The organism is Propionivibrio sp., assembly GCF_049316945.1.
Lineage (GTDB): Bacteria > Pseudomonadota > Gammaproteobacteria > Burkholderiales > Rhodocyclaceae > Propionivibrio.
On the sequence record NZ_JBMOJE010000027.1, the window covers coordinates 1 to 15,504 of the forward strand.

Sequence of the window (15,504 nt, forward strand, 5' to 3'; positions counted from 1 at the left end):
CGCCTTCGAGGGCGGCGATGCGTTCCTCCAGCACGGCCGTCGTGGGGTTGGAAATGCGCGAATAAACGTGCCCTCCCCGCTCCATATTGAACAGCGAAGCGGCCTGATCGGCATCCTTGAAGACGAACGAAGAAGTCAGGTAGATGGGCTGGGCGCGAGCGCCAAACTGGCTATCCGGAACCTGCCCGGCGTGCAGCGTGAGGGTGTCGAATTTGTAAGTCACTTGATTCTCCGGATGCGGCTTTTTCTTGTGGTGTCGTGGCGAGCGGGATGGATACGGATCAACTCCAGACGCCTGTTCTTCGATCCTCTACCCGCTTCGCCTTGTGCGTCGCCCGAGGCAGCGTATCGGCAGGGAGGATAACCACTTTCGCCGATACGCCGGTAACCGACTGCAACTGGCGGGCGAAGCGCGCGGAAAGTTCGGCGTCGTTGCCAGTGAAACTGGCCGAGCGTTCGACTTCAACGGTCAATCGGTCAAGGTGGTTTTCGCGCTCGACGATCAGCTTGTATTCGCCGGTAAAGTCGTGATCCTTGCGGGCGATGGCTTCGATGTCGCTGGGGAAGACATTGACGCCCTTGATGATCAGCATATCGTCGAGGCGGCCATGCACGCCGAGTATGCGGATCGAGGTTCGGCCGCAGGCGCAGGGGTCGGAGGTGAAGGAAACGATATCGCCGGTGCGGAAGCGGATCATCGGCCGTGCGGATTTCTTCAGGGTGGTCAACACCAGTTCGCCGCGCCCGCCTTCGGGGATAGGTTCGCCGCTTTCCGGGTCGATGACTTCGACCAGGATGTGGTCCTCGGCCCAGTGCAGGCCGTTCTTTTCTTCGCACATGCCGGCGCAGGAACCGAAGATATCGGACAAACCGTAGTAGTCATAGATCGAGGCGCCCCACAGCGCTTCGATGCGCTGGCGGGTTTCGGGAATCGAGCCGCCGGGCTCGCCAGCGACGAAAATACGCTTGATGCTCAGTTCCTTCCTGATGTCGATGCCTTCCTTGACCGCCATCTCGCCGAGGTAGCACGCGTAGGAAGGCGTCTTCCAGATGGCTGTAGCCTGGAACTGGCTAATGATCTTCAGCAAGCGATCGGAGGGTATGCGCTATTACTTATCTGCCAACCACCGGTCGGACAAGTCAAGTCCGACTGGGGATCATGATCATTCCACCTGCAGTTCTTTGATTTCCATTACCTGCTGCTTTACCTGACGTTCCACCAGCGACTTGAGCACCAGGGTCACAATGGCCAGTAAAGCGAGTACCGAGGCCACGGCAAACGCAGCGGCATAGTTGTATTCGTTGTAAAGAATTTCAACGTGCAGCGGCATGGTGTTGGTCTTGCCACGGATATGCCCGGAAACCACCGACACCGCACCGAATTCACCCATCGCGCGGGCGTTGCACAGGATCACACCGTAAAGCAGGCCCCACTTGATGTTGGGCAGAGTGGTGTAGCGGAAGGTCTGCCAGCCGGTGGCGCCGAGGACAATGGCCGCCTCCTCCTCATCCGAACCCTGGGCCTGCATCAGGGGAATCAGTTCGCGAGCGACGAAGGGAAACGTAACGAAGATGGTCGCCAGAACAAGACCGGGAACGGCGAACAGAATCTTGATGTCATGCTCGTACAGCCAGGGACCGATCCAGCCCTGCGAGCCGAAGAGCAGGACGTAAATCAAGCCGGAAATGACCGGCGACACCGAAAAAGGCAAGTCGATCAGGGATATCAGAAACTGCTTGCCGCGAAAATCAAACTTGGCGATCGCCCACGAAGCAGCCACCCCGAACACCAGGTTCAGCGGCACGGCGATCCCGGCCACCAGCAAAGTCAGCTTGATCGCCGAGACGGCATCCGGATGGACCAGGGCCGCCAGATAGGCATGCCAGCCCTTCTTGAAGCCCTCGAAAAAGACGCTGCCCAGCGGCAAGAGCAGGAAGATGCCAAAGAACGTCAGCGCAATGCTGATCAGCACCCACTTCACCCACGGCGGTTCGCTCAGACTGGCGCTCTCCCAGCGGCCTGCATTTCCACTACCCGGTTGTAATGCGACACTGCCAGCCATCTCAGGCACCTCCAGAATGACGACCTTGCATCCAGCCCTGCAGGGTATTGATTACCCAGAGGATGATGAAGGAAAAGAGCAACATGACTGTCGCGATCGCCGTCGCACCTGCATAGTCATATTGTTCCAGTTTGGTAATGATGAGCAACGGCGTGATCTCCGAAACCATCGGCACGTTACCGGCAATGAAAATCACCGAGCCATACTCACCGACCGCACGAGCAAAGGCCATGGCAAAGCCGGTCATCAGCGCTGGCAGAACATGGGGAAAGATGACCCGCCGAAAAGTTTGCCAACGCGAAGCCCCGAGTGCGGCAGCGGCTTCTTCGACCTCCACTTCCAGATCGGCCAGCACCGGCTGGACGGTGCGCACGACAAACGGCAAACCGATGAACACCAAGGCCAGCAGGATGCCGTTCGGCGTATAGGCGATCTTGATGCCAAGCGGTGAAAGCAGACTGCCAACCAGCCCGTTTTCAGAGTACAGCGTTGCCAGGGCAATGCCGGCGACCGCCGTCGGCAAGGCGAAGGGTAGATCAATCAGGGAGTCGACCAGCCCTTTGCCAGGGAAACGGTAACGAACAAGAACCCAGGCGAAGATCAGACCAAAAAACACATTGATGCTGGCGGCGACCAGTGACAGGCCGAAACTCAGCTTGTACGAGGCTACGACCCGGGGATTGGTAACCACCGACCAGAAAGTTTCCCAGCCCAGCGTCGTGGTCTTGAAGAAAATGGCGGAAAGCGGGATCAGGATGATCAGCCCCAGATAGAACAACGTATAGCCCATCGATAGCGAAAAGCCTGGCAGGACGTTGTTTCGCCCAGAAGGTTTCTTGCCAAAAAACAAAGCAGCAAACATAAGTCTCCCTTATTGCAACCCAACTCTCAAAAGGCCAGTTTATATGATGGCGCTTATAAAACTAACTACTGTATTTTCACTAGCTAATTCATATTCGGAATATAGAAAAGTAAAGTGGGCGAGGCATTAGCCTCGCCCACCCTTATTGCGCAGGTTATTTCAACGCAGGTACAACAAATCCTTACTTGGTAGCCGGCTGGTAAATCTGGTCAAACACGCCGCCATCAGAGAAGTGCACCTTCTGGGCATTGCGCCAACCACCGAAGGCGCCGTCGATGGTAATCAGATTGACCTTGGCGAACTGTTTGGCATACTTGGCAGCCACTTTGGCGTCACGCGGACGGTAGTAATGCTTGGCAGCTAACTCCTGGCCTTCGGGGGTATAGAGATATTCCAGGTAGGCCTGCGCCACCTTGCGCGTGCCACGCTTGTCCACCACTTTATCGATTACGGCTACCGGAGGTTCGGCGAGAATCGACAACGACGGCGTAATGATTTCGAACTTGTCCGGGCCCAGTTCCTTGACAGCCAGATAGGCTTCATTTTCCCAGGAAATCAGCACATCACCGATGCCGCGTTCTACGAAGGTCGTGGTCGAACCCCGTGCGCCGGAATCAAGAACTTTTACGTTGTGGAAAATCTTGCTGACGAATTCCTTGGCCGTGGCTTCAGTGGCACCGGGTTGCTTGAGGTTGTATCCCCAAGCCGCCAGATAATTCCAGCGTGCGCCACCGGAAGTCTTCGGATTGGGCGTGATCACCTCGACGCCAGGTTTGGCCAGATCATTCCAGTCCTTGATGCCCTTCGGATTACCCTTGCGCACCAGCAGGACGATGGTCGAGGTGTAGGGTGAAGCGTTCTGTGGCAACTTCTTTTGCCAGTCCGCAGCGAGCGCTCCTTTGTCAGCAATGGCATCGATATCATAGGCCAGTGCAAGTGTCACCACGTCAGCTTCCAAACCGTCAATCACAGCGCGCGCCTGCTTGCCGGAACCACCGTGTGAAGCGTTCACCGTAACGGTGTCACCGGTCTTGCTTTTCCAGTGTTTGGCAAACGCTGCATTGAAGTCCTGGTACAACTCGCGAGTCGGGTCATAGGAAACATTGAGCAAGGATATATCAGCCGCCGCCGCGACCCCGGAAAATAACGCCGAAGCAAGCAGGACGGCAATCAAGGACTTGTGTTTCATTGTGACTCCAATGGTTTTGGTTCAGGAGATTGATAGTCTATGAAATGCGATGTTGATTGAAAACGAATTTTTCGTTATTAGCTTATAGCTTACAAGGCTTGATGTTTGCCTACTGCATGGCGTGAATTCACGGTGCATGAATGACGACGTTTGGTTATGTGACCGTCCCTTCAGGCTGCCAGGGTTTCGTCCTGGACTTGGTAGCCTCCAGGTGTCGTTTGTGACGCCTTTACTTTCGACAGGGCCTTGGTTATTGGCTAACGAATATTTTCCGGATTTATAATCGACTCTATCGATATTCAGGACTCATAACCATGACTGCCTTGCCATCACTCAAACAGCTTCATTACCTTGTTGCCCTTTCCGAACAACTCAATTTCACGCGTGCGGCAGAATCCTGTTTTGTCACTCAATCGAGTTTGAGCGCCGGCTTGAAGGAGTTGGAGGAGGTGCTGGGCGCGCGCTTGGTGGAGCGGGACAGGCAGAAGGTGCTGATGACACCGCTCGGACTGGAAATCACTAAACGGGCACGAACGATACTGGCGGCAACGCAGGATCTGGTGGAAATCGTCGCCGGGGCGGCAGCGCCGATGACCGGACTGCTTCGCCTCGGCGTCATCCCGACCATTGCGCCTTTCCTGCTGCCCGGATTACTGCACCATCTTCAGGAGCACTACCCGGCGCTGCGTCTGGTTCTGCGCGAGGATCTGACGGCCAATCTGCTTTCGCGACTGGATGACGGTCAGCTCGATTTTGCGCTGATCGCCTTGCCCTACGACACGGATAACTTCCTGACCGAGCCACTGTTCGACGACAACCTGTGGGTTGTCGGACTGAAAGGCGATCCGGACGTCAAGGCGGAAACGGTCAATGTCACCCCGTCGTTAGCCGACCGACTGTTGCTCCTCGAAGAAGGACATTGCTTGCGCGAACATTCGCTGTATGCCTGCGGGTCGCCGACTCGCCGCTCTGCCGAGGGGGTGGAGGCCACCAGTCTCTTGACCCTGGTAATGATGATCGAGTCCGGATTCGGCATTGGGCTGGTTCCGGAAATGGCGATAAATAAAGGCTTGACGCAAAGCCCCAGACTGATCGCGCGCTCAATGACCAAGCCCAGTCCGAAACGCACGATCGCCCTCGTGGCAAGGCGATCCACATCACGGCTGGCAGACTTGAAGGCACTGGCGGAAGTCATTCGACAAGTCGCCTAGTTGAATACCGTCCATTGATCTTTGGCCTGCCCTGGAAGCCGCATGCTTACTTGCTTCCACAAGCCATACCTTCGGAAGGCGCATGGCCACTCAATCACAGAGCCTTTACTTCCGGGATGCCCATGAATAGTGGCTTGCAGAGGACCATTTCCAGCAGATCTAAAATAGTGAGAATTTAGATTTGTTCTTCGGCGGCTTGGCGAATTTGACCTTCGCTTTGCCTTCAACGATTTCACCGATCACGGTGGCGTGTTCGAAGCCCTGCTGCAGGAAGACCGAGAGCACCTCGGTGACGACTTCCGGGGCACAGGCAATGAGCAGGCCACCGCTGGTTTGCGGATCGGTGAGCAAGGCGCGTTCGATGTCGCCGAAACGTTTGGGATCAAGCTCAACAAATTCGCCATAACCAGTCCAGTTGCGGGCAGAAGCTCCGGTAACGCAACCACGTGCGGCGTAATCAAGGGCGTTGGGCAGGATGGGCAGTGCGGCATAGTCAAGCACGGCCGTCACGCTGGAAGCCTTGCAGATCTCAACCAGATGACCGAGCAGACCGAAACCGGTTACATCGGTCATGGCATGCACGCCGGCGAGACATCCAAAGGTCGACCCCGGCGTATTGAGTTGCGTTGTCGAAGCAATCATCGCGTCGTAATCGTGCGACGCCAGCAGGCCCTTCTTGAAGGCGGCGCTATACAACCCGACCCCCAGACCCTTGCCGAGAATCAGCTTGTCGCCCGCTTGCGCACCGGTATTGCGCCGGATATTTCCAGGGTGCACCAGACCTATGGCCACCAGGCCGTAGATCGGCTCCACCGAATCAATGGTGTGGCCGCCGGCAATCGGGATGCCGGCTTTGGCACAGACCGACTCGCCGCCTTCAAGAATCAGCCGGATGGTATCCAGCGGCAGCGTATTCACCGGCATGCCGACAATCGCCAGGGCAAACAGCGGCGTGCCACCCATGGCGTAGATATCGGAGATGGCGTTGGTTGCAGCGATGCGGCCAAAGTCGAAGGGATCATCGACAATCGGCATGAAAAAATCGGTCGTCGCGACAATCGCCTGATTTTCATTGATCTGATAAACCGCCGCATCGTCGCTCGTTTCGATGCCCACCAGCAGTTGCGGTGGCACGAACCCCGGAACGGACTTGGCGAGTATTTTCTCCAGCACACCTGGGGCTATCTTGCAGCCGCAACCGCCACCGTGCGAAAGCGAGGTAAGTTTGATCGGTTCAACCGGCGTTACGGGAGGCGTGGTGCTAGTTTTTTTAGGCATGATTTCTGGCTTGTTGGAAAAAGAGGTAAAACATATCAGAGCACATCAAAACCGGCGTCCTCGATTGCACCCTTGAACTGCGGCACAGTGACTTTATCCGGATCATAGGCAATAGTAGCTTGCCCTGCTTCGAGAGAAACCTCCACTCGTTCGACACCCGGCAAGGCCTGCAAGATACCGGTGATATTTTTCACGCAACCCTGGCAGCTCATGCCGCCAATACCGACAACAATATTTTCCATTTCAAGACTCCAGAATCAGTCAGGTTTTGCTCGCGCGCCAGCGCTTGAGCAGCAGGGAATTGGAAACCACGGATACTGAGCTCATGGCCATGGCCGCACCGGCAAGCACCGGATTGAGCATTCCCAGCGCCGCCAACGGGATTCCCAACACATTGTAAATGAAGGCAAAGAACAGGTTCTGCCGGATTTTTCCGAGCGTCGCCTTTGACAGCAGGATGGCATCGGCGACCGCCTGCAGATCGCTGCGCACCAAAGTAACGTCGGCCACCTCGATGGCGGCATCGGAACCGGCACCCATGGCGAAACTGACGTCGGCAGCCGCCAGCGCCGGTGCATCGTTGATGCCGTCACCGACCATCGCCACGATTTGACCACCGACCTTGAGTGCAGCGAGCGCAGCAGCTTTGTCGCCGGGCAGAATGCCGGCACGAAAATCGTCGATCCCGGCTTCAGCCGCAATCGCCGCTGCGGTTGCCTGGTTGTCGCCGGTCAGCATCACCACGCGGATACCCATGGCCTTCAGCCGCGCCACGGCGGCGCGGGAAGTTTCGCGCAGCGGATCGGCAATGGCCAGCAAAGCCAGCGCCACATCGTTTTCAGCGAGCACTACCACGGTCTTGCCCGAACTTTGCAGCGCGCTGATCTGTGCGGTCGGTAGCTCGATGTCGGCAAACCAGTCGGGCGCACCGAGGCGCAGGAATCGTCCGTCAACACGGCCTGCAACGCCTTTACCGGGAATCGCCTGGAATTCGCTCAGCTTCGGCAACGTCGTTACGGTGGCTTGCGCGCGTTGCAGGATGGCGCGCGCCAGAGGATGCTCGGAGCCTTGTTCCAGTGCCGCCGCTAAACTCAGGGCCGAGTCGGAATCGAGCGCCAGCGGCAAGAGATCGGTGACGACCGGTTCGCCGCGCGTCAGCGTGCCGGTCTTGTCGACAACCAGCACACGGATTTTTTCGGCTCGTTCAAGCGCCTCGGCGTTCTTGACCAGAATCCCGGCCCGGGCGCCCTGCCCGGTTCCGACCATGATCGCCGTCGGTGTCGCCAACCCGAGCGCGCAAGGGCAGGCAATGACCAGCACGGCGACGGCATTGACCAGCGCATCGGAGAACATGCCACCAAAAAACCACCATCCGGTAAAGGTGAACAAGGCAATCACGCAAACGACCGGAACAAAGATCGCCGAGATGCGATCGGCCAAACGTTGAACCGGTGCTTTCGAACCCTGTGCCTCGGCGACCATGCGGATGATGCCAGCGAGCAAGGTGTGTTCACCAACACCAGTGGCACGACAGCGCAGCATTCCCTCGCTGTTGGCCGTAGCCGCAAACACGCGGTCTCCGGCATGCTTGGCCACCGGCATGCTCTCGCCGGTAAGCATCGCCTCATTGACGCTGGAAGAACCGTCCAGCACTTCGCCATCGACCGGCAGACTTTCGCCGGGACGCACGATGAAAATGTCGCCGGGAACCAGCAAGGCGGCATCGAGCTCGATCAGTTGTCCGTCCCGCTCGACACGAGCGGTTTTCGGTTGCAGGCGAACAAGCGCCTCGATGGCTGCCGTGGTTTTGGCCTTGGCTCGCGCTTCGAGCAGCTTGCCGAGCAAAACCAGAGTGATGACTGCCGCCGAGGCCTCGAAATACACCGGCAGGCCGTCAAGCCCGCCGAACGTAACGATCAGGCTGAAAAAATAGGCGGCGCTGGTGCCAAGCGCGACCAGCACGTCCATGTTGGCGCCGCCACCACGCAGCGCTTTCCAGCCGCCATCGTAGAAACGCCAGCCAATCCAGAACTGCACCGGCGTAGCCAGTATGAATTGAAGCCAGCGTGGCAGCAGATCCTGATGATGGTGAGCATCGCCGCCGGAAAACATGGTCACCATCTGCGCCAGCAACGGCAGCGTCAGCACGGCGGAAATCCAGAAGCGGCGCAGTTCGGCTTGATAAATAGCGAGCTTTCTCGCCTTCTCCTCGGCACGCGAACTGTCGTCGGCCAGCCGGGCCGTAAATCCGGCTTTACTGATCGCCGCCATCAGCGCGGCCGGATCGGCCACGCCCGGCAGGTAACGGATACGCGCCCGTTCGGCGGCCAGATTGACCACCGCGTCGACCCCCGGCAAACGGTTCAGCACCTTCTCGATACGCGCCGAACAGGCCGCGCAGGTCATGCCTTCGATGCCCAGTTCCAGGGTCTGTTGCGGAACGCTGAAACCGGCTTTCTCGATGCTGGCGACAATCTGCTGCGGCGTCGTTTCCAGTGAGTTAAGTTCAACCCGTGCCCGCTCGGTGGCCAGATTGACGCTGGCTTCGACACCGGGCAAACGATTCAGCACTTTCTCGATCCGCGCGGCACAAGCGGCGCAGGTCATGCCGCTGAGCGGAAGATCAAGACGGCGAGTGGTTTCAGAGGGTTCCGACATGGTTTGTATTAGACCTGAACAATCAGCCGTATTGCTTCATACAAGCCCCAAAGACCGAAGGAAATAACCAGCAGTCCAGCCACCGTCCGCAGCACCCGATTGGCCGCATAGGCCTTGAGGCGGACAGCCAGCAGGCCGGCGAGCAGCAGGTTGGGCAGCGTACCGGCACCAAAGGCCAGCATCATCCCGGCACCCTGCACGGCGGAGCCACTGGTCATAGCCGTTACCAATGCACTATAAACCAGCCCGCAGGGCAACCAGCCCCACAACAAACCGAGGGGAAAAGCCTGCGCCACACTGCGCGCCGGCAGAAAGCGGCGGCTCAGCGGTTGCAGGTGCCGCCACAGTTTCTGCCCCAGGCTTTCGGTGAAAGCCAAAGCCCGGGTAACGCCAATGAGATACAAACCCAGCGCCACCAGCATCAGATTAGCCAGCACGAAGAGAATGACGCGCACCGGCAACTGATCGGAGAGCACCAGACTCGCGCCACCCAGTGCGCCGGCAATGGCACCGGCCAGCGCATAACTGATGACGCGCCCGGCGTTATAAGCCAGATGTAGCGACGGACGCGAATCGGCTCCCATTGAAAGCGCGCCGACGATACCGCCGCACATTCCGATGCAATGCGTTCCACCGAGCAGACCGATCAGGAACAGGGCGAGATAGCTGGATTCAGGCATTGGGGAGCATGGGAAAACAGGAAGGAGAGAGTTTAACCTACTTGCCGCTTTCGCCTGAGGACACTCAACAAAACCAAAACAAGGCAGGCTGGAGACGCCCGTAAACAGGGCGTCTTGGCTAGACACATGGTTGAGAGGCAGGCAGGATGCGGTATTCCGGTGGACAGTGTTCAGGACAAGCAATACAGTGGCACTCGTCTTATGAATTTCGGGAACCTTGATTCTTGCCGGTTTCACTCTATAGAAACCTGGGGGCTGACAGCGACGCAGCAAATCGGAATACGACCGAATCGAAGACGGAATGATTTGCCTCAAATACGCACCATATTTTATGTTGGGCATTCAGATGACTCCCAAAAGTATTCGTTCGCATCTGGCTCCATACTCGATCTTCTCAAAGAGGAAGACTACCGTCGCCCATGCCTTCGCTTCAGCGCTAGCGCCTTCGGATGAGTACGATGAAGAGAAGCTTGAAGCCGCACTTAATGCGCTCGGGCAGAAAAATTTGAAACAACTTTCCTGCGTCTATTGTCAAAAACACGCTCAGAAAATAGGGGACACGGTAAATAGGGTAAATAGGGGACAGACCACGGTTTTCTAAGCCAAGGTTGAAATCATGAAACGTAGGGTTTACATTGAAACATCCGTCATCAGCTACCTGACAGCTCGCCCCAGCAAGAGCGTTATCGAAGCTGGCCATCAGCAGAGCACTTACCTTTTCTGGGATCGGCGAAACGAATTCGATCTGGTGGCGTCGGAACTTGTTGTCGCTGAATGCGGCGCTGGAGATGCCTCTGCGGCGAGAAAACGGCTTGACGCACTGTTGGCGATACCGCTGCTCGACATCAAATAGGGGACAGACCACGATTTCTTGTTTTTTTGTTTGCCATGCAAAATCGGGAAACAGCCCGGTAGGGTGCGCAAATTCTTTTCTTTGCGCACGCGGAATCCCCTCGTGCATCGACGTACTTGACCCGCCTGAAGGTGCGCAACGCTTCGCGTTTCACACCCTACAAAGAGCGGGAAATAGGGGAACCCACGGTTTTCTAAGCCAAGGTTGAAATCATGAAACGTAGGGTTTACATTGAAACATCCGTCATCAGCTACCTGACAGCTCGCCCCAGCAAGAGCGTTATCGAAGCTGGCCATCAGCAGAGCACTTACCTTTTCTGGGATCGGCGAAACGAATTCGATCTGGTGGCGTCGGAACTTGTTGTCGCTGAATGCGGCGCTGGAGATGCCTCTGCGGCGAGAAAACGGCTTGACGCACTGTTGGCGATACCGCTGCTCGACATGACGACCCGCAGTCTTGAACTGGCAAAGGGTCTGGTTGTCGCTGGAATCGTCCCGGCAAGTGCAAGTGAGGATGCCTTGCATATTTCGATTGCCACAGTTCATTTCGTTGATTACCTGCTGACGTGGAACTGTCGGCATATTGCCAACCCGGAAATTCAGGCCCGTATCGCAGAACATTTTCAGCGGCAGGGCTTGTTCCTGCCTTTCATTTGCACACCTGACGAGTTCTTGGGAGATGAAAATGACTGACAGCATCATTCACGAAGTACGTGCAATTCGCGAGCAGCACGCCGCCAGTTTTGGCTTCGATCTCGACCGTATTTTTGCCGACCTTCAGGCCCGCCAGATCAAGCATGCAGCCGAGGGGTGGACGATCATTCCCGCTCCAGACAGTCCGCCACCTGAGACTGACCTGGCATTGCAGCGGACTCGCTTCGCGCACCGCTGAATTCAAACGTTGGGCACCCCAAATCTAGAGCCCGAACACTCAGGGTTGTTGATTCAGCCCCATCCCTTATGGCAACCTATTACTTACTATTCGCCGCATCCGGAGGAAGTTATGCCTACGACCGTTGAAGAACTTGAAGCCAAAGCTCTTGGCTTGCCAACCGACCTGCGTGCTCGCCTTGTTGAAAAACTTATCGCAAGCCTCGATTCTGAGCCTGACGTCGAAAACGAATGGGCGATAGAGGTTGAGAGGCGCCACGCCGAAATCGAAAGTGGTGTTGTGTCGTTACTTCCTGGCACCGAAGCTCTGGCCCGATTGAGAGCGGATTTTCAATAAGGTATTCGCTTCACCCTGAGTCAGAGTGGGATATTGGGAAATAGGGGACAAACCACGGTTTCCTAAGCCAAGGTTGAATTCATGAAACGTAAGGTTTACATCGAAACATCCGTCATAAGCTACCTGACAGTTCGCCCCAACAAGAGCGTTATCGAAGCCGGCAATCAGCAGCGCAGCTAAAGGGGTCAGCATCACATTATTTTCCACAAGAAAAACAAACCAAAGCTGAACCCTTTAGTTGATCAAAGGCAACTGGTAGATGAGCCCGAATCTGCTATGAACTCGTTAGAATTTGCCATATTACAGGCCATACGTTTATATGGCTTTTACCGCACCACTGTGCTAATGTAAGTTCATGAATAAAGTCCGGTTCGAGTGGGACGAAAACAAGGATGCTGAAAACCAAGAAAAGCACGGCGTGGCTTTTTCTTTGGCGCAATTTGCATTCGCCGACCCGCACCGTGTAATCGCTGAAGATCTCGCGCACAGTGAAGACGAAACTCGTCATTTCTGTTTCGGCGAGGTCGAGGGCGGTATTCTCACCGTTCGTTTTACCTATCGTGGCGGTGTCATACGTATCTTTGGCGCTGGTTACTGGCGGAAAGGCAAGGCAATTTATGAGCGCGAAAATCAAATACACAGATGAGCCACTTGGCGACGTAAAGGTTGTCCGCGACTTCCTCCCCCCTCCTGAACAGTTGGCTTTCCGTGAAGAGGGCATAAAGGTAACGCTTGCGTTGAGCAAGAAGAGCGTTGAGTTCTTCAAGTCCGAGGCCGCGAAACATCACACTCAGTATCAGCGCATGATCCGCCGCCTTATTGATGCTTACGTGGAAAGCTACGATCTACCACCTCTAACTTCTCGCTCAACGCAGACCGCCCGCAAGCGGGCGGCCGGTTAGCTTGAACGGGCTAAAGGAGTCAGCATCACATTAATTTCCACAAGAAAAACAAACCAAAGCTGCCCCCTTTAGTTGATCAAAGGCAACTGCAAGATGAGCCCGAATCTGCTATTGGCGCTTAAGTCGGCGCTGACGGGTAAACCCTGACAAGAAGTGGCACGCCAGATTCAACGTGTTCCTTGCCCCGTTTATTGCCTCGCTCTAAATAACCTTCGAATAGCGAGTGCGCTGCTGGTCGGCGCGCAGGTACTTGTCGAAGACCATCGAGATGGCGCGCACCAGCATGCGGCCCGGTGGCAAAACCGTGATCCACTTGTCCTCGATGCGCAGCAGACCGGCCTGCACCATCTCGTGAAGACTCTCTAGCTCGGTCGCAAAATACTCATTGAAATCAATCAGGTGAGAAATTTCAATTGACTCCAGCGATAACTCGAAGTGGCACATCAGCGACTGAATGATCGAACGCCGCAGGATATCGTCGGCGTCCAGCTCGATGCCACGATAGACGGGCAGGATGCCGCTATCGAGGCGATCATAATATTCATCAAGCGTCTTGACGTTCTGGCTGTAGGTCGGCCCCACTTTGCTGATTGACGAGATGCCGAAGGACAGCATGTCGCAATCCGAGTGTGTGGAATACCCTTGGAAATTGCGGTGCAGACGACCTTGCCGCTGAGCAATGGCCAACTCGTCGTCGGGCTTGGCGAAGTGATCCATGCCAATAAAAACGTAACCTGCGTCGGTGAGCTTGCGAATAGCCAGCGAGAGAATCTGCAGGCGGCTGTCAGCCGTCGGCATGTCGGATTCAAGAATCCGCCGCTGCGGCTTGAAGAGGCTCGGCAGATGCGCGTAGTTGTAAATTGACAGACGATCCGGGCTGGCGGCAATCACCCGATCCAGCGTGCGGTTGAATCCAATTACCGTCTGTTTGGGCAGGCCGTAGATCAGATCGACGCTGATCGACTTGAAACCATTGGCGCGTGCGGCATCAATCACGGCAAAGGTCTCTTCCTCGCTCTGGACGCGGTTAACCGCCCGCTGAACGCTCTCGTCAAAGTCCTGAATACCAACGCTCATACGGTTGAAACCAAGTTCGCCGAGCAGTTCGACGGTGGCGCGATCCACCTTGCGCGGATCGACTTCGATCGAGTATTCGCCGCCCTCGACCAACCGGAAGTGCTTGCGTGTGGCCGCCATCAACTGGCGCATCTCGTCGTGCGAGAGGAAGGTCGGTGTCCCACCACCCCAGTGCAGTTGCGCTACTTCGTTATCATCACCCTCAAGATAACTGCTCTGCAGAGCCAGTTCCTTGGCCAGATATTTCAGGTATTTAGCCGAGCGCCCGTGATCCTTGGTAATGATCTTATTGCAGGCGCAGTAGTAGCAGATGGTGTTGCAAAACGGAATGTGGAAGTACAATGAAAGCTGTCGACGGACGGCACCAATATTGCGCTTACCCAGCCAGAGCTTGCAGGCATCAGAGTCGAAGGCTTCAACGAATCGATCTGCCGTTGGATAAGACGTGTAACGTGGGCCGTTGATATCGAAGCGACGGATGATTTCCGGATCAAAAACAAAGTTATCAGTAGAAGAGGTCATGTTATTTATGCATTTCAAGACATGCAGATTATCCGGTTTGTTCGAATCCTGCGTGTTGACGTGGATCAAAGGTACTAAAGTCGACTAAAGGATTCACATGCCCCCAATCAGTGCAAGTGACCGGGTTCACCTCGAGTTGATCAAGACAGCTTGCTCCAACTGCAACTTGAGGGAGTTGTGCCTGCCTCTCGGGCTGAAAAAAGAGGAACTGGCCAAGTTTGATGACTTGGTATCAACGCGCAAACGTATCATGCGCGGCGACCATTTATATCATACGGATCAATCGTTCGACTCAATCTATGCGGTGCGTAGCGGGTTCTTCAAGACCTGCGTACTCGATGAGGCCGGCCGTGAGCAGGTCACCGGACTGCACATGACAGGCGAACTGCTTGGTCTTGATGGCATCAGCACCGAGACACATAGCTGTAATGCAGTCGCCCTTGTAGACAGCGAGGTGTGCACCATTCCTTTCTCCCACCTTGAAGATCTTTCAAGGGAAATTCACACCCTTCAAAAGCATTTTCACAAGGTAATGAGCCGGGAAATCATCCGCGATCACGGCGTCATGCTTCTGCTCGGAACCATGCGTGCTGAAGAAAGGCTGGCCGCATTCCTGCTCAATCTTTCCCAACGCTTCACGGCTCGCGGCTACTCACCTGCCGAATTCAACCTGCGCATGACCCGCGTGGAAATTGGTAGTTACCTCGGCCTCAAACTGGAAACCGTCAGTCGTGCTTTTTCGCATTTCCAGGAAAGCGGACTGATCGAGGTGCAACACAAGCACATCAGGATTCTTGACATTCCAGGGCTGAAGAAGCTGATGGTGCATCAGCAACCACATAACGTCAGGAAATCATGCCGAAGGGGCTTTTTGTGAGCGCCGAATATTATTGAAAAAAACCTGAAGCGCTTGTTCTGTCGACTCATCCCATCTGATTGAATAATTCTATAATAATTTGGCGGTCTGTGATCGGATGGTCAA

At 55.8% G+C, this 15,504-nt stretch carries 18 protein-coding genes; 8 read left to right on the forward strand and 10 right to left on the reverse strand.

Annotated features, from left to right (window positions below):
- The 5 genes from ACOYNV_RS08345 to ACOYNV_RS08365 all read right to left on the reverse strand — a co-directional run.
- Positions 1–223 (reverse strand): PLP-dependent transferase (locus ACOYNV_RS08345; protein WP_422899303.1); only part of this gene is annotated, 223 nt, incomplete at its 3' end.
- A 58-nt stretch (positions 224–281) separates the two neighbouring features.
- Complete coding sequence (locus ACOYNV_RS08350; RefSeq protein ID WP_422899304.1) at positions 282–1,088, reverse strand: phenylacetate--CoA ligase family protein; 807 nt, start codon at positions 1,086–1,088, stop codon at positions 282–284.
- Positions 1,089–1,163: 75 nt separating this feature from the next.
- Positions 1,164–2,063, reverse strand: coding sequence for a sulfate ABC transporter permease subunit CysW (gene cysW, locus ACOYNV_RS08355; protein ID WP_422899305.1), 900 nt, complete (start codon positions 2,061–2,063; stop codon positions 1,164–1,166).
- A 1-nt stretch (position 2,064) separates the two neighbouring features.
- Entirely contained in the window at positions 2,065–2,925 is an 861-nt protein-coding gene (cysT, locus tag ACOYNV_RS08360; protein WP_422899306.1) for a sulfate ABC transporter permease subunit CysT, read from the reverse strand.
- A 181-nt stretch (positions 2,926–3,106) separates the two neighbouring features.
- Complete coding sequence (locus ACOYNV_RS08365; RefSeq protein ID WP_422899307.1) at positions 3,107–4,114, reverse strand: sulfate ABC transporter substrate-binding protein; 1,008 nt, start codon at positions 4,112–4,114, stop codon at positions 3,107–3,109.
- A 314-nt stretch (positions 4,115–4,428) separates the two neighbouring features.
- Here ACOYNV_RS08365 and ACOYNV_RS08370 point away from each other — a divergent pair, with 314 nt between their 5' ends.
- Entirely contained in the window at positions 4,429–5,325 is an 897-nt protein-coding gene (locus tag ACOYNV_RS08370; protein ID WP_422899308.1) for a LysR substrate-binding domain-containing protein, read from the forward strand.
- Between the two features lie 159 nt (positions 5,326–5,484).
- On the opposite strand, the gene selD is transcribed toward ACOYNV_RS08370, so the two are convergent.
- Genes selD through ACOYNV_RS08390 form a run of 4 tightly spaced genes read right to left on the reverse strand, consistent with a single transcriptional unit; the run spans position 5,485 to position 9,941 of the window.
- Positions 5,485–6,603, reverse strand: coding sequence for a selenide, water dikinase SelD (gene selD, locus ACOYNV_RS08375; RefSeq protein WP_422899309.1), 1,119 nt, complete (start codon positions 6,601–6,603; stop codon positions 5,485–5,487).
- Positions 6,604–6,638: 35 nt separating this feature from the next.
- Positions 6,639–6,845: a heavy-metal-associated domain-containing protein gene (locus ACOYNV_RS08380; protein ID WP_422899310.1), complete on the reverse strand. Its 207-nt coding sequence runs from the start codon at positions 6,843–6,845 to the stop codon at positions 6,639–6,641.
- A 19-nt stretch (positions 6,846–6,864) separates the two neighbouring features.
- The gene (locus ACOYNV_RS08385; protein WP_422899311.1) at positions 6,865–9,261 is read right to left on the reverse strand and encodes a heavy metal translocating P-type ATPase; all 2,397 of its coding nucleotides are present in this window, start codon (positions 9,259–9,261) and stop codon (positions 6,865–6,867) included.
- A gap of 8 nt (positions 9,262–9,269) precedes the next feature.
- Positions 9,270–9,941 (reverse strand): sulfite exporter TauE/SafE family protein, encoded by a 672-nt coding sequence (locus ACOYNV_RS08390; RefSeq protein WP_422899312.1) that lies wholly within the window; start codon positions 9,939–9,941, stop codon positions 9,270–9,272.
- A gap of 616 nt (positions 9,942–10,557) precedes the next feature.
- Between ACOYNV_RS08390 and ACOYNV_RS08395 the strand changes: the two genes are divergently transcribed.
- The 6 genes from ACOYNV_RS08395 (at position 10,558) to ACOYNV_RS08420 (ending at position 12,923) form a co-directional block, all read left to right on the forward strand.
- On the forward strand, positions 10,558–10,794 hold the full coding sequence (locus ACOYNV_RS08395) for a hypothetical protein (RefSeq protein WP_422899313.1): 237 nt from the start codon (positions 10,558–10,560) through the stop codon (positions 10,792–10,794).
- 212 nt (positions 10,795–11,006) lie between these two features.
- Positions 11,007–11,486, forward strand: coding sequence for a type II toxin-antitoxin system VapC family toxin (locus ACOYNV_RS08400; RefSeq protein WP_422899314.1), 480 nt, complete (start codon positions 11,007–11,009; stop codon positions 11,484–11,486).
- A complete protein-coding gene (locus ACOYNV_RS08405) occupies positions 11,479–11,685 on the forward strand; it encodes a hypothetical protein (protein ID WP_422899315.1) in 207 nt (68 codons plus the stop codon). Before ACOYNV_RS08400 ends, ACOYNV_RS08405 begins: the two co-directional genes overlap by 8 nt.
- A gap of 111 nt (positions 11,686–11,796) precedes the next feature.
- Positions 11,797–12,021, forward strand: a complete 225-nt coding sequence (locus ACOYNV_RS08410; RefSeq protein ID WP_422899316.1) for an addiction module protein — start codon at positions 11,797–11,799, stop codon at positions 12,019–12,021.
- Positions 12,022–12,376: 355 nt separating this feature from the next.
- Positions 12,377–12,667 (forward strand): BrnT family toxin, encoded by a 291-nt coding sequence (locus ACOYNV_RS08415; RefSeq protein ID WP_422899317.1) that lies wholly within the window; start codon positions 12,377–12,379, stop codon positions 12,665–12,667.
- Positions 12,639–12,923, forward strand: a complete 285-nt coding sequence (locus ACOYNV_RS08420) for a hypothetical protein (protein WP_422899318.1) — start codon at positions 12,639–12,641, stop codon at positions 12,921–12,923. The genes ACOYNV_RS08415 and ACOYNV_RS08420 overlap by 29 nt, the downstream gene beginning before the upstream one ends.
- Positions 12,924–13,124: 201 nt before the next feature.
- On the opposite strand, the gene hemN is transcribed toward ACOYNV_RS08420, so the two are convergent.
- The gene (gene hemN / locus ACOYNV_RS08425; protein ID WP_422899319.1) at positions 13,125–14,522 is read right to left on the reverse strand and encodes an oxygen-independent coproporphyrinogen III oxidase; all 1,398 of its coding nucleotides are present in this window, start codon (positions 14,520–14,522) and stop codon (positions 13,125–13,127) included.
- Positions 14,523–14,619: 97 nt separating this feature from the next.
- On the opposite strand from hemN, the gene fnr reads away from it, so the two are divergent.
- Positions 14,620–15,399, forward strand: a complete 780-nt coding sequence (fnr, locus tag ACOYNV_RS08430; RefSeq protein WP_422899320.1) for a fumarate/nitrate reduction transcriptional regulator Fnr — start codon at positions 14,620–14,622, stop codon at positions 15,397–15,399.
- Positions 15,400–15,504 lie beyond the last annotated feature (105 nt).

What these genes read in the sequence shown, in the direction of transcription:
- cysW (WP_422899305.1), bottom strand. Translation starts at nt 2,063, where the DNA reads ATGGCTGGCAGTGTCGCATTACAACCGGGTAGTGGAAATGCAGGCCGC.
- cysT (WP_422899306.1), bottom strand. Translation starts at nt 2,925, where the DNA reads ATGTTTGCTGCTTTGTTTTTTGGCAAGAAACCTTCTGGGCGAAACAAC.
- ACOYNV_RS08365 (WP_422899307.1), bottom strand. Translation starts at nt 4,114, where the DNA reads ATGAAACACAAGTCCTTGATTGCCGTCCTGCTTGCTTCGGCGTTATTT.
- ACOYNV_RS08370 (WP_422899308.1), top strand. Translation starts at nt 4,429, where the DNA reads ATGACTGCCTTGCCATCACTCAAACAGCTTCATTACCTTGTTGCCCTT.
- selD (WP_422899309.1), bottom strand. Translation starts at nt 6,603, where the DNA reads ATGCCTAAAAAAACTAGCACCACGCCTCCCGTAACGCCGGTTGAACCG.
- ACOYNV_RS08380 (WP_422899310.1), bottom strand. Translation starts at nt 6,845, where the DNA reads ATGGAAAATATTGTTGTCGGTATTGGCGGCATGAGCTGCCAGGGTTGC.
- ACOYNV_RS08385 (WP_422899311.1), bottom strand. Translation starts at nt 9,261, where the DNA reads ATGTCGGAACCCTCTGAAACCACTCGCCGTCTTGATCTTCCGCTCAGC.
- ACOYNV_RS08390 (WP_422899312.1), bottom strand. Translation starts at nt 9,941, where the DNA reads ATGCCTGAATCCAGCTATCTCGCCCTGTTCCTGATCGGTCTGCTCGGT.
- ACOYNV_RS08395 (WP_422899313.1), top strand. Translation starts at nt 10,558, where the DNA reads ATGAAACGTAGGGTTTACATTGAAACATCCGTCATCAGCTACCTGACA.
- ACOYNV_RS08400 (WP_422899314.1), top strand. Translation starts at nt 11,007, where the DNA reads ATGAAACGTAGGGTTTACATTGAAACATCCGTCATCAGCTACCTGACA.
- ACOYNV_RS08405 (WP_422899315.1), top strand. Translation starts at nt 11,479, where the DNA reads ATGACTGACAGCATCATTCACGAAGTACGTGCAATTCGCGAGCAGCAC.
- ACOYNV_RS08410 (WP_422899316.1), top strand. Translation starts at nt 11,797, where the DNA reads ATGCCTACGACCGTTGAAGAACTTGAAGCCAAAGCTCTTGGCTTGCCA.
- ACOYNV_RS08415 (WP_422899317.1), top strand. Translation starts at nt 12,377, where the DNA reads ATGAATAAAGTCCGGTTCGAGTGGGACGAAAACAAGGATGCTGAAAAC.
- ACOYNV_RS08420 (WP_422899318.1), top strand. Translation starts at nt 12,639, where the DNA reads ATGAGCGCGAAAATCAAATACACAGATGAGCCACTTGGCGACGTAAAG.
- hemN (WP_422899319.1), bottom strand. Translation starts at nt 14,522, where the DNA reads ATGACCTCTTCTACTGATAACTTTGTTTTTGATCCGGAAATCATCCGT.
- fnr (WP_422899320.1), top strand. Translation starts at nt 14,620, where the DNA reads ATGCCCCCAATCAGTGCAAGTGACCGGGTTCACCTCGAGTTGATCAAG.